The sequence below is a fragment of the Ectothiorhodospira shaposhnikovii genome, from assembly GCF_047222355.1.
GTDB lineage: Bacteria > Pseudomonadota > Gammaproteobacteria > Ectothiorhodospirales > Ectothiorhodospiraceae > Ectothiorhodospira.
The window spans coordinates 3259714-3271706 of sequence record NZ_CP178333.1 but is presented as its reverse complement, the minus strand read 5'-3'; the positions used below and the strand labels follow the sequence as shown (position 1 = coordinate 3271706).

Sequence of the window (11993 nt, the reverse complement as noted above, 5' to 3'; positions counted from 1 at the left end):
AATGGTTTTATTTCATCAAAGCATGTATGAAATTCATGTGAGGCGGATGCCATGACACACCTGGACCGTTCCCATCTGGCGATCATCCGTGCCGTGGATCAGCACGGCTCCCTGACCGCCGCCGCCGAGCACCTGCATCTCACCCAGTCGGCCCTGAGCCATGCGGTGCGCAAGCTGGAAGCGCAGCTCGGCGTGGCCATCTGGTACCGGGAGGGCCGAAGTCTGCGGCCGACCCAGGCGGGTGAATATCTGCTGGCGGTGGCCCATCGCCTGCTGCCCCAATTTGCCCACGCGGAAGCCCGTTTGCGGCAATTCGCCCAGGGGGAGCGCGGCGCCCTGCGCATCGGCATCGAATGCCATCCCTGCTATCAGTGGTTGCTGAAGGTGGTCGCCCCCTACCTTGACGCCTGGCCGGACGTGGACGTGGATGTGAAGCAGGAATTCCAGTTCGGCGGCATCGGCGCGCTGTTCGGCCACGAGATCGACCTGCTGGTCACGCCCGATCCCCTCTACACCCGCGGCCTGCGGTTCGAGCCGGTGTTCGACTATGAGCAGGTGCTTGTGGTCGGCAAGGGGCATCGCCTCTGCCATGCCCCCTTCGTGGAGCCGGCGCAGCTCGCGGAAGAGACGTTGATTACCTATCCGGTGGCCATCGACCGGCTCGACATCTACACCCGATTCCTCCTGCCGGCGGGCATCCGGCCCAAGCGTCACAAGCCCATCGAGACCACCGACATCATGCTGCAGATGGTGGCCGGCGGACGCGGCGTGGCGGCCCTGCCGCGCTGGCTGGTGGAGGAACATGCCCAGCGGCTTGACCTGACCTCGGTGCCGCTGGGGGCGCAGGGCATCGCCAAGCAGATCTTTCTTGGTATCCGGCAAGCCGATGCCGACATTGACTATCTGCGCGCCTTCATCGCGCTGGCGCGCACCCTTCGGGACCGCGCGGAACCGCCGACGGCATGATGCCCGTGGCGGCCCGCATCCGTCCCCTCCGGATCAGAAACGATGATTGAACGAGGCGGTGAGTATCTGCACCGAGCTTTCATAGCCACCGGAGATCTCGGGCAGGGCCGATTCCCCGTTGAGCACGATGTCCGCGTCCTTGAGGCGGATGTAGGCATACCCCAGATCCAGGCGGGTCCGGTCGGACGGCTGGAAGGTGGCCCCCACGGTCACCCAGGTGCGGTCATCGTCAGGGATGCGCGGGGTGCGGCAGCAGGTGCTCACCGGGCTCTCGTCATGGGCCAGCCCGCCTCTCAGGGTCCAGCGTTCATTGACCCGATAGCTGGCGCCCACGGCCAGGAACCAGGTGTCCTGCCAGCTGTATTCATCCACGCTCTCGGAAATGGCGCTGATGGGCAGGCCGGTGACCGGGTCTGTGGCCAGGGCGATGTCATCCGCAAACCGGATGCGCAGTTCGTCGAAGCGGCTCCAGCGGGTCCAGGTGGCGTCCGCCATCACCGACCAGCGAGGCCCGATGTCCTGATGCAGACCAAGGCCGACGGTCTCCGGCAGTTCCAGCTTGGCCGTGCCGCCCACCTTCTGGGGATCGGCGGTGACCGGTCCCAGACCGGCCGGGGTATAGCGGGCGTGGCCCGACAGCTCATGGCTGATGCGGGAACGGTAGGCCAGCCCCAGGCGCGTGCCCGCCACGGGTTCATACAGCAGGCCCAGATTGAAGCCGTAGGTCCAGTCGTCCCCCTCCACCTGGATCTTGCCGTCGGTGTCCGGGGTGATGCCCGCCCCCGGCACGGCGCTGCTCAGACTGGCGTCCGCATACTGGGCCGATAGACCGATCCCCAGCGCCAGCCGGGGGGACACCCGCCAGGCCAGGGCGGGATTGATGTCCACGGTGAGCAGGTCGGTATTGATGGCATCGTAACGGCCCACCCAGCGGCGGACATAATCGGTCTCCAGGCCATAGGGCACCGTCACGCTCAGCCCCAGGCGCAGCCCTTCACCCAGATCCCGGGCCACGAAGGCCGCCGGCACGAAGGCCCCCTGATCGCTCTTGCTGTGATGGGCGCCGGGGTAGGGCAGACCGGCCGTCGGGTTGTCCGAGGCATATTCGAACTGCGGCAGGATCAGGCTGCCCACCAGAGAGATCTCGGTCCCGGTGCCGTAGGCCAGGGCGGCGGGATTGAAAAAGCTGTAACTGATGTCCTCCGCCCCCGCCGTGGCCCCCGCAAAGGCATTGCCCAGGGCGGCGGCGCTCTGCTCCTTGAGGGCGAAGGCGGCCCCCTGGGCGCCGCCGGACAGGGCACTCATCAGCAGGGCGCCGGGCAAGGCCGCCTGCCAGGCACGGCGGCGGGTGAAACGTCCATCACTGCTGTCATTGCGCATGATTGCGCCTCCTCAACCTTGGATCCATGGTGGTTTATTCGTTCTAATTTGATCGTTTGTTCGATCGCTTATGAGCTTATGCAGGCCTTGATTTTCTTTCAAGCGTTTGAAACACTCGGGGCATTGCCCACCCCCAGGAGTCCGAACGGATGAACCTGTACTTCCGGCTGCTTCTGCTGATGATCACCATGCGTTTCCGGCCCCGTCTGGGTCCCCTGGACGAGTCGGTGCTGCGGATGCGGGTACTGCCCAACGACCTGGATCTGAACCGCCACATGAACAACGCCCGGTTTCTGCTGCTGATGGACCTGGGGCGGGTGGACCTGATGTTCCGCAGCGGCATGGGCAGGCTGGTGGTGCAGGAAAAATGGATGCCGGTCATTGCCTCGTCCATGATGCGCTGGCGCCGCTCCCTCATGCCCTTCGAGCGCTTCGAACTGCGCACCCGGGTGCTCTACTGGGACGACAAGTGGTTCTACATGGAACAACGCTTCGTGCGGCAGGGGCGCACCGTGGCCATCGGTCTGGTGAAGGGACTGATCCGCTGCAAGGGCGGCCACGTGGCCCCGGAACGGGTCTTTGCCAAATCCCTGGGCTTCACCCCGGAAACACCGCCCCGGCCCACCGCCATCGAAGACTGGCTGGCCATGGAGAGCCACCTGTCCGGCGTGGATTGAACGGTGCTAATTGCAGAATAAACCTGACCTGAAACAGGAAGTGCGTCACAAAATCGGCTAATCTCGACTCCAGGACCATGCATTGGAAAAGGTCATGGAGTACAGGGAACCCGTGCGGCCCGAATGGGGTAGGGCCGCGGCATCTCACCTCGATCAATCCCCGATCACATCCCTCATCGCGGACGCGAAGCCGCTGGCCTGTCGCCATCAGTGCGACGTTTCAGTGTTTGCCGAGCGGGTGCTGTGTTTCATCTCCAGGGTTGAATGGAATGCGTCGGTATCGCTTGGCGAACGTTGTATTTCATTCCGTGCATGTCAACTTATACAGAATCCGTATAGCACCGACTGCGTGGGTGCCTTCAATCATTGGAGGGGCTGAGTTGGGCGTACCTTTTCGGGCTGGATGGTTTTTTGAATCAGAGGGTTGTGGGGGCGGGACGGAAGATGGGTGTGTTGTTGGTTGGAGGTGAACCGGGTTACTGGGGTGTGCTATGCGGAATCTGTCTTTCCTGAGAAATGCAGATTCTATCCATTAAAGCTGTTAGGAGTAATAAGAAGATGACAAACGGATATTCCCACGGGCCGATCTCTTGCAGAGACTGCTATGCAGGAGAAGAAGCGGTTATGGCTCTTGGAGATTGGCGTTTACACAATAATCCTGGCTATTACGGTAGCAACTCTCCGCAAATTCTTGTTCTCGGTTTTTCCAAAGGGGCAAACCAGAATAAAACTGCGGCAGAAGGCGATTTCGATAAAGTGGCTTTTGCAAAAGCCCGTCATCGCCTGCAAGAAGTCCTAGAAACTCTAAAACTCATGCCGTCTGATAGAAACATTGATTATTTGATGACGGCCAAAGAAAAATCCTTTGGTGTTGCGTCGCTGGTTCGTTGCAGCTTTTGCAAAATGAAAGGCGGCACCTGCAAAACTAGCGGAGATGTCATTCCTTCCTCATTTACAAACCAATCCACATTAAAGGTCATTGAAAACTGCTCTTCAAAGTATCTTGGTAGTTTGCCGAGCAGCACTAGACTTGTCATTCTTCTCGGCACTAGCGAAACATACATCAAGAAGACAAAAGCACTGATTCAACGCTTGCATAAAGATTTCAAAGCTATCAACCATGTTTCGTTTTCTGCGGGTGGCGCACTTTGGGTTTATGCCACGCATCCGTCACCAGGAAACGGCTATTTCAAGGCATGGGTCAAGAATGGTTCAGATGATCAATCTGGTCAAAAACGCATTCTTGCTCAGCAGGTTTTGTCAAAATACTATTCGTAGAAAAGCTCCTAATCGGGTAAGGGCGGGTGTTTAGCCCGCCCTCCCCACACCACCTAGCATGCGGGTCCGCACTAGGCGGTTCATAAGAAGGGAGCACACGACGATTTCAGGCATAACCATGCGCTTTCATCCATTGATCGCGGATGCTGATCAAGCCTTGGCATTGCAGCCAGTCATTGGTCATCCCGGTCTGGGTGCCGAGGGATCGGGACAGGTGCCAGTAGCTTTTGGAGCTCATGCCTGTCCAGATGGCGGCGCGTTTTGGCGTTCCCAGGGCCAGCAGGTGGCGGATACGGTTTCGCACCCCGCGCCACTGTTTCCAGTAGCACATGCGGATACGTCGTCGCAGCCAGTGGTCCAGCTCGGGAATGGGCCGATAGTAGTCCGAGATGCCGAAGTAGCCCATCCAACCACGGACATATTCCGTCAGCGTCTTGAGCCGGTGATCCATGGACACGCCCCAGCTCCGGCCGGTGAGCTTTCGCAGCCGGTGACGGAAGTCCTGATAGGCGCGCTCGGACCATCGCAGCTTGGTTCCCCGGAAGGTGAATCCCAGGAATTGGCAGTCGTTGGTCCTGACCACGCGGCTCTTGTGCGGATTGACCACCAGCTTGAGGGTGCCGGTCAGGAAGCGAGACACGCTCGCCATGACTCGTTCCCCGGCGCGGTGGCTCCGCACGAGGATCAGCAGGTCGTCCGCATACCGGACGAACCGATGCCCTCGCGCTTCCAGTTCCTTGTCCAGGTCATCCAGAAGGATATTGGCCAGCAAGGGCGACAGGGGACCACCCTGGGGTGTCCCGATCACCGTTGCCTCAAGAGTATCCCCGACCCGCACACCCGCCCGCAGATACTCGCCGATCAACGCCAGCAGCCGTTTATCGCGCACCTTGCGGCCCACTCGGGCCATCAGGATGTCGTGCTGGACCGTGTCGAAGAACTTCGCCAGGTCAAGGTCGACGGCGATGCGGTAGCCATCAGTGATATGGGTTTGTATCCGTCTCAGTGCTCCATGGGCGGAGCGTCCGGGTCGGAAGCCGAAACTCGAATCCGAGAATCCTGGATCGAAGATCGGCCCCAGAGCTTGCGCCATGGCCTGTTGAATGACCCGATCCGTCACCGTCGGGATGCCAAGCAGTCGCTCGCCCCCATCGGGTTTGGGAAGGGTCACTCGTCGCACCGGTTGTGGCCGGTACGTGCCATCACGCAAGGCTTGGCGGATGACCGGCAGGTTCGAACGTGCGAACTCAGGGAAGTCCTCGATGTGCATCCCATCGACACCGGGGGCGCCCCTGTTGGCTTTCACCCGCTTCCATGCCCGTCGCATGTTCTCGCTTGCCAGCACCCGCTCCATCAGGTCGTCGTGCAAGGCTGGCTGCGTGGCATCACGCCGCGACGCGTCTCCCCCGGACGGGTTCGACGACGCGTGCGAGCAATCCACGGCTCCGCCTTGTCTTCTCATGTTCGGCCCTTCACCGCGAGGCCCGTCCACGGGCGTGCGATTACTATGGCCTCGGCTGACCTCTGCTCCGTCACGTCGAACGTTGCCGTTGGACGCGCTGCCCGGGTCGCGGTAGGGTCCGGTGGGATGCCCAGCCCTTTCGGGCTGGCCCTCAGTCCGGCTCCCATGGCGACCACAGCCACGGTAGGGTTCGATGGCGTATCCAGTCCTTTCGGACTGGGCCTCAGTTCGACTCCCATGGCGGCACGGGCCGCATGCGGAACAGATCTCCCCGAATAAGAACATGAACTTTCAGTGCACAACCGCCGCATTTACCCTATCCCCTGCACCTGATGGGCTTTGTCACCTTGTGCTGACTCGCCCGGGGACTGAGCCTTATATGCGATTTCTGTCCGTCGGCTCACACTTTTGCGCTCGGGCTTCCTTCAGACATTCCCTCACGGGTTTGCCCTTGCCGTCGGCTAGTAGTTACAGTCGTCCACAGAGTGGACATCACAGGTACTCCTACAGGGGACTTTCACCCCATCAGTTCATGCCCATGTCGGGCGTACACAAGGCAATCCAGACGGACGCCTACGACGCCGCTGATTTTCAACGTTACACGTAAGGGATCATCATGCCTTTAGATCTGTCAGATACATTAGTGGTTGGAATTACGGCTACAGCATTATTCGATATGAGCGAGTCTGATCGCGTATTTCGTGAGAAGTTTGATTTAGACCGAGAGGCTGCGATTGAGGAATATCGTAAGTATATGGCAGAACGGGAGTCTGAGCCGTTGAAACCAGGGACTGGGCTCTACTTGGTCAAGGCCCTCCTTTCGCTAAACCAGTTCCAACCGGGAGGACAAAGCCCTCTGGTTGAAGTGGTGGTAATGTCACGAAATAGCCCCGAAACAGGTGTTCGTGTGTTTCATAATATTCGCGAATATGAGCTTAATATATCTCGCTCTGCATTCACTGGAGGTGAATCGGTTGTTGATTACCTAGACGCATATGACGTAGATCTTTTTCTCACAACAAACGCCAGAGATGCGCAACGAGTTATTGATAGCGATACATGCGCAGTTGCATTGGTAAAAGAACCGCCCGAAAGCATCGAAAAAATACCCGACGGCCAAGTGCGGATTGCATTCGATGGAGACGCAGTTCTATTCAGTGACGAAAGCGAGATTGTATATAAGACTAAAGGGCTTGAAGGGTTTCATACCGTAGAAGATAAAGAGCAAGATAATCCACTAAATGACGGTCCATATGCAACTTTGCTTAGAAAGCTTTCTCGTTTGCAGGACAGATTGCCCCATAGGGTGGAATTTTCTCCAGTCCGAATTGCCATTGTTACCGCACGCAATAGTCCTGCCGAAATGAGAGTTATAAAGACACTCAGGCATTGGGGAGTGTATGTTGATGAAATATTTTTTCTCGGTGGATTGGATAAGTCAAAGATATTAAAGGCATTCAAGGCGCACATCTTTTTTGATGATCAGGACCTTCATCTGGAACCGGCTGCAAAACATATTCCGTCGGGTAGAGTTCCATACAAAAGCAGCTCACCGCTGCACAAGTCAGATGAAAACGTTTAACAAGGCCAGTCACGGCGACAGTTACTTCATTGTGGCTGTGCCTCCATTCCGTAACCGCGCGTGCTGAGAGGCGTTGAACTAATCCGCATTCGCGGCAGCTTTTCCTGTCTTCGCCTCCGCAGAGAGATTATTCATCGAAACTCCTTTCAGGGCCACTTCCTTGGCCCGAGATTCGAGAGGAGAATCGTCATGACACCCCTTCGTCACCAGATGCTGGGCGCCGTGTGTCAGCGTGGTTTTTCGAAGCGTACGCAGGAGAGCTACGTTTACGCCGTGCGGTGGAGTTAGGGACAGGCACTCTTGAGTCAGGGCACTCTTGGGATAAGAAGTAAGGGACAGGAGAAGAGCATCATCTAGGGACAGGCATTCTTGAGTCATCTTGAGTTTTTTGGTGGATTTTTCGGTTGATTACCCATTACATCGAGTGCCCCTGTTCCGGGTTCCCTCCAGTTTCCGGCTCCTGAGCCACGACCGTGTCCTGATTTCCGTCGATATCTACCCCGGCAGATGAGCAGCGTCCAAGGATAATCCTCGGCACATGACCGCAGAGAGGAAACCATTGAGACAGGGGGGAGGGCTATCAGGCCACTGATCGTCGTCGCTGTTGTCGGTACAGGGCCTCGAACTGCGTACTTTGTGCTAGCCACTGATCCGGGGTGAGTCCCAGCCGCTGCAGGATCGGGGGTAGGGTATTGGCGATGACGCCTTTCTTTCTCGGGTCGATGGCCCGACCGGTGTAGTCCACCAGGGCCAGATAATCCTCGAAGGCAAACGGGATGCCGGGTTGTTCTCGTTCGGCGAATGCGCCTTCAAACGGCAGCAGCGGTTTCACCGGACCGATCCCACTGAAGGGCATGGCCGTGCCGGTGAAGCACCGCCATCCCCCTCCAGCACCTTCTCCAGCCCGGGTGCCGGCTCGAAGCGGTCCCCGTGACGGGTCTGCAGTTCGTTCAGGCGCTCTGCCACCGCTTTCGGTCCCCGCCGGGCCAGTTCATGGAACGGTCCGCCCAGGAAGGGGGGGAATCCGATGCCGAAGACGGCTCCGATGTCTCCGTCCCGCCGGTGACGGATGATGCCTTCCTGGTGGCAACGGACCGCCTCGTTGATCATGGGCAGCACGGTGCGGTCGATGATTTCCTGGGCCGGAAGGCGTTGCCCGGGCTGGACCCCCAGTTCGGTGTAGACCGCTGCATCCACCTTGGGGGCGCCGCGCCCACGGCGATCATGGCGGTAGAATCCCTTGCCGGACTTGCGGCCCCGCCGCCCCTGGGCCAGCAGGCGCTCGCCCACCGGTGAGGGGCGCATGCGTTCACCGAAGGCTTCGTGCAGGATGGGTCCCACCTTGCCGCCCACGTCCAGCCCCACCTGATCCAGCAGGGCGAAGGGCCCCATGGGGAAGCCGAACCGCACCAGGGTGGTGTCGATGTGGTCGATGGGCACGCCCTCCATGAGCAGATGGCAGGCCTCGTTCAGGTAGGGGGCGAGGATGCGATTGACGTAGAACCCGGCCCCGTCCTGAACCACGATCACCGTCTTGCCCTGGTCCCGGCCCAGGGCCACGGTGGTGGCGATCACTTCCGGATCGGTGCGGTCGGTGACGATCACTTCCAGCAGGGGCATACGTTCCACCGGCGAGAAATAGTGCATGCCGATGACCCGTTCCGGCCGCCGGGCCGGCGCGGCGATCTGCGCGACGGGGATGGACGAGGTGTTGGTGGCAAAGATCACTGTCTCCGGGCAATGGGCCTCCACATCCGCCAGCATGCGGTGCTTGAGTGCCAGATCCTCGAACACCGCCTCGATCACCATGTCCAGACGACCAAAGCCGCTGTAGTCCAGGGTGGGGGTGATGCGGTTCAGCCGGCGTCCCGCCTCGAAGTCGCTTAGCCCCTGGCGCCGCTGCCGGGTCCGGATTTGGCGATGGACATGGCCCATGGCCTCGTTGAGCCGTTCGGCGCTCACGTCCTTGAGCCGCACGTTCCTGCCGGCCTGGGTGCTGGTGACATGGGCGATCCCGGCCCCCATCAGGCCCGCGCCCAGCACGCCCACGGTCCGCACCGGACGAGGGGTGGCCGGCGGCGAGGTGACCGGGTCCTTTTTCAGCGCATTGCCGGCCAGATACAGGGACATCAGCGCCTCCGCCTGGGGCGTCATGGCCAGGGTCCCGAAATGCCCGGCCTCGGCGGCGAGCCCCGCCCGCCGACCGGATTCCAGGCCGGTGCGCACGGCGTCGATGATGCGTTCCGGGGCCGGGTAGTTGCCCTGGGTGCGGGCGTGTACCCGCTTGCCGACCTGCCGGTAGACCAGGTGTCGCCCCAGTGTGTTGTTTTCCAGCAGGCGCTGGTGCCAGGCCCTGCGGCGGCGGGTCTGTTTCCCGTCCGTCAGGGCCTGCACCCGGGCACGGGCCGCCTGCATCAGCAGGGGCGGGGGCACCAGTTCATCCACCAGTCCCTGCCGCAGGGCCTGGCGCGGGCGCAGTTGGCGTCCGGTGAGCATCATGTCCAGGGCCTGGGGCAGGCCCACCAGCGGCGGCAGCCGCTGGGTGCCGCCGCTTCCCGGCAGCAGGCCCAGCTGTACTTCCGGCAGGCCCAGGCGGGTGGTGTCATGATCCGTGGCCACCCGGCCGTGACAGGCCATGGCCAGTTCCAGTCCGCCACCGAGGCAGGGGCCATGGATGGCGGCCACCACCGGCACCGGGAAGCCCTCCAGTCGGTCGAACAGGGCCTGTCCGGCGCGGGCCAGGGCGGCGGCGTCCTCGGCGCTGTCGCAGGCGGACAGCATGCGGATGTCGGCCCCGGCGATGAAGTTGTCCGGCTTGCCGCTGGTGATGATGACGCCCCGCAGGGTGTTGTCCCGTGCCAGGGTATCCAGCAGGGCGCCGCATTCGTCCACCATCTCCGCCCGGAGTACGTTCATGCGCTCATCGGGCAGGTCCACGGTGATGACGGCCACGTTCCGGTCATCCTTCTGCATGTGAAAGGCATTCATCAGTCCACCTCCAGGATCAGGGCCGCGCCCAGGCCGCCCGCGGCGCAGGCGGTGGTCAGCGCCAGTCCGCCGCCCCGGCGGCGCAGTTCGCGCAGTGTCTGGATGATCATGCGTCCCCCCGTGGCGGCGAAGGGATGGCCGTAGGCGATGGAGCCGCCCAGTACGTTGAAGCGATCCGGGTCCACCTCGCCGATGGGGGTGTCCCGTCCCAGGACCTCCCGGGCAAAGCGCGGGCACCGCCATTGTTTGAGATTGGCGAGTACCTGGGCGGCGAAGGCCTCGTGCATCTCCACCAGTGCCAGGTCTTGCAGCCGGATGCCGGCCCGGTCCAGGGCCAGGGGGGTGGCATGGGACGGACCCATCAGTCCGTCGTTGAAGGGGTCGATGGCGGTGAAGGCCCAGCCGCGAATGAAGCCCAGGGGGTCGAAACCCAGTGCCCGCGCCCGGGATTCGGTCATCAGCAGCAGACTGACGGCGCCATCGGTGAGCGGGCTGGAATTGGCGGCGGTGACCGTGCCGTGGCGACGGTCGAACACTGGCGGCAGGCGTGCCATGTGTTCCAGGCTGGTATCGGGTCGCAGGGTGTTGTCCCGGGTGATCACTTCCCGGAAGGGGGGCACGATGCCGGTCATCACCTCGGCTTGCAGGTGTCCCGCCTCCCAGGCCTGGTGGGCCTTGTGGTGGGAAGCCACCGCCAGGGCATCCTGCTCCACCCGTCCGATGTCGTGATTGCGGGCCATCTGTTCGGCGATATCGCCCATGCGCAGGCCGGTGGAATAGTCCGCCACCGCCGGTGGGTTGGGCAGCAGATGCCCGGGGCGGATGTCCTTGAAGCAGCGCAGCTTGTCCAGCAGGGAGCGGGCCTTGCTGGCCCGCATGAAGGCGCGGGCCAGGGGGGCGCTGAGCTGAAGCGGCAGCACCGAGGTGGAATCGGCGCCGCCGGCCAGTCCCACCTGGATCTCGTTGCGGGCGATGGCGGCGGCCACGTCCACGGTGCTCTGCAGGCTGGTGGCGCAGGCGCGGGAGACGCTGTAGGCATCGGTTCCTGCCGGCAGGCCAGCGCCCAGCACCACTTCGCGGGCGATATTGGGGGCCTGGGGGAGGATCCCCACCTGACCGTAGACCACCCGTTCCACCAGCGCCGGGTCCAGGTCCGTGCGGGCCATCAGTTCGTTGGTGACCAGAATGCCCAGATCAATGGCGGACAGGTTCCGGAAGGCGGTGAGCTGCCGCGCAAACGGCGTGCGCAGCCCGGCCACCACCGCCACGCGCTGGCCGGGTCGGGTGGGTGCGGGGTTGGGTGTCTTTTTCATGCGAGTTCCCTTGGTGTGACGTCGGCCTGCCGTGGACACCCTGGAGCGATCCCGGCGGCATCATGGTTTGATAATCATCAAGGGGAACTCTAACAGTCGTTTGAATGAATAGGCAAGCCGGACGTGTGGTGCCCTGCCCGGCGGTAGCGGTCCACCTCCAGGCCGGTGGGGTCGATGTCTGGCCTCACCCCAACATTCGATGTTTTCAGCGGTGAGGATGTTTGTCGATCCACTGGGATAATCGAGCTTCAGTGGCCTGCTGGACATGCTGTTGGCAGTACAATCCTGGCCCGGGCGCCGAATTTGCGCTCGATGAGGCGCAGCATAGCCGGTCACCGCGGGTGCTG

General features: G+C 61.6%; 9 protein-coding genes. 4 read left to right on the top strand and 5 right to left on the bottom strand.

Annotated elements, in window-relative coordinates:
* Window positions 1-51 precede the first annotated feature (51 nt).
* Window positions 52-966 carry a LysR family transcriptional regulator gene (locus ACLF6L_RS15060; RefSeq protein WP_412852016.1) on the top strand — a complete coding sequence of 305 codons (915 nt, stop codon included), beginning with the start codon at window positions 52-54 and terminating at the stop codon, window positions 964-966.
* A gap of 33 nt (window positions 967-999) precedes the next feature.
* Here the strand turns inward: ACLF6L_RS15060 and ACLF6L_RS15055 are convergent, their stop codons facing one another.
* Window positions 1000-2346, bottom strand: a complete 1347-nt coding sequence (locus ACLF6L_RS15055; RefSeq protein ID WP_412852015.1) for an OmpP1/FadL family transporter — start codon at window positions 2344-2346, stop codon at window positions 1000-1002.
* A gap of 149 nt (window positions 2347-2495) precedes the next feature.
* Here ACLF6L_RS15055 and ACLF6L_RS15050 point away from each other — a divergent pair, with 149 nt between their 5' ends.
* Together ACLF6L_RS15050 and ACLF6L_RS15045 are read left to right on the top strand one after the other, a co-directional pair.
* A complete protein-coding gene (locus ACLF6L_RS15050) occupies window positions 2496-3023 on the top strand; it encodes a thioesterase family protein (RefSeq protein WP_200171278.1) in 528 nt (175 codons plus the stop codon).
* Window positions 3024-3581: 558 nt separating this feature from the next.
* Complete coding sequence (locus ACLF6L_RS15045; protein WP_412852014.1) at window positions 3582-4301, top strand: hypothetical protein; 720 nt, start codon at window positions 3582-3584, stop codon at window positions 4299-4301.
* Window positions 4302-4407: 106 nt separating this feature from the next.
* Here the strand turns inward: ACLF6L_RS15045 and ltrA are convergent, their stop codons facing one another.
* Entirely contained in the window at window positions 4408-5670 is a 1263-nt protein-coding gene (gene ltrA / locus ACLF6L_RS15040; RefSeq protein ID WP_412852013.1) for a group II intron reverse transcriptase/maturase, read from the bottom strand.
* 709 nt (window positions 5671-6379) lie between these two features.
* Between ltrA and ACLF6L_RS15035 the strand changes: the two genes are divergently transcribed.
* Window positions 6380-7345 (top strand): 5'-nucleotidase, encoded by a 966-nt coding sequence (locus ACLF6L_RS15035; protein WP_412852012.1) that lies wholly within the window; start codon window positions 6380-6382, stop codon window positions 7343-7345.
* Window positions 7346-7925: 580 nt separating this feature from the next.
* On the opposite strand, the gene ACLF6L_RS15030 is transcribed toward ACLF6L_RS15035, so the two are convergent.
* From ACLF6L_RS15030 to fadI, 3 genes are read right to left on the bottom strand one after another with little or no spacing between them, the layout of a single operon-like run.
* The gene (locus ACLF6L_RS15030) at window positions 7926-8177 is read right to left on the bottom strand and encodes a hypothetical protein (RefSeq protein WP_238623209.1); all 252 of its coding nucleotides are present in this window, start codon (window positions 8175-8177) and stop codon (window positions 7926-7928) included.
* The gene (gene fadJ / locus ACLF6L_RS15025) at window positions 8174-10333 is read right to left on the bottom strand and encodes a fatty acid oxidation complex subunit alpha FadJ (RefSeq protein ID WP_412852011.1); all 2160 of its coding nucleotides are present in this window, start codon (window positions 10331-10333) and stop codon (window positions 8174-8176) included. Before fadJ ends, ACLF6L_RS15030 begins: the two co-directional genes overlap by 4 nt.
* On the bottom strand, window positions 10333-11646 hold the full coding sequence (fadI, locus tag ACLF6L_RS15020) for an acetyl-CoA C-acyltransferase FadI (protein ID WP_412852010.1): 1314 nt from the start codon (window positions 11644-11646) through the stop codon (window positions 10333-10335). Before fadI ends, fadJ begins: the two co-directional genes overlap by 1 nt.
* Between the last annotated feature and the right edge of the window lie 347 nt (window positions 11647-11993).

Coding starts and splice junctions, on each gene's coding strand:
- ACLF6L_RS15060 (WP_412852016.1), top strand. CDS start 52: ATGACACACCTGGACCGTTCCCATCTGGCGATCATCCGTGCCGTGGAT.
- ACLF6L_RS15055 (WP_412852015.1), bottom strand. CDS start 2,346: ATGCGCAATGACAGCAGTGATGGACGTTTCACCCGCCGCCGTGCCTGG.
- ACLF6L_RS15050 (WP_200171278.1), top strand. CDS start 2,496: ATGAACCTGTACTTCCGGCTGCTTCTGCTGATGATCACCATGCGTTTC.
- ACLF6L_RS15045 (WP_412852014.1), top strand. CDS start 3,582: ATGACAAACGGATATTCCCACGGGCCGATCTCTTGCAGAGACTGCTAT.
- ACLF6L_RS15035 (WP_412852012.1), top strand. CDS start 6,380: ATGCCTTTAGATCTGTCAGATACATTAGTGGTTGGAATTACGGCTACA.
- fadJ (WP_412852011.1), bottom strand. CDS start 10,333: ATGAATGCCTTTCACATGCAGAAGGATGACCGGAACGTGGCCGTCATC.
- fadI (WP_412852010.1), bottom strand. CDS start 11,646: ATGAAAAAGACACCCAACCCCGCACCCACCCGACCCGGCCAGCGCGTG.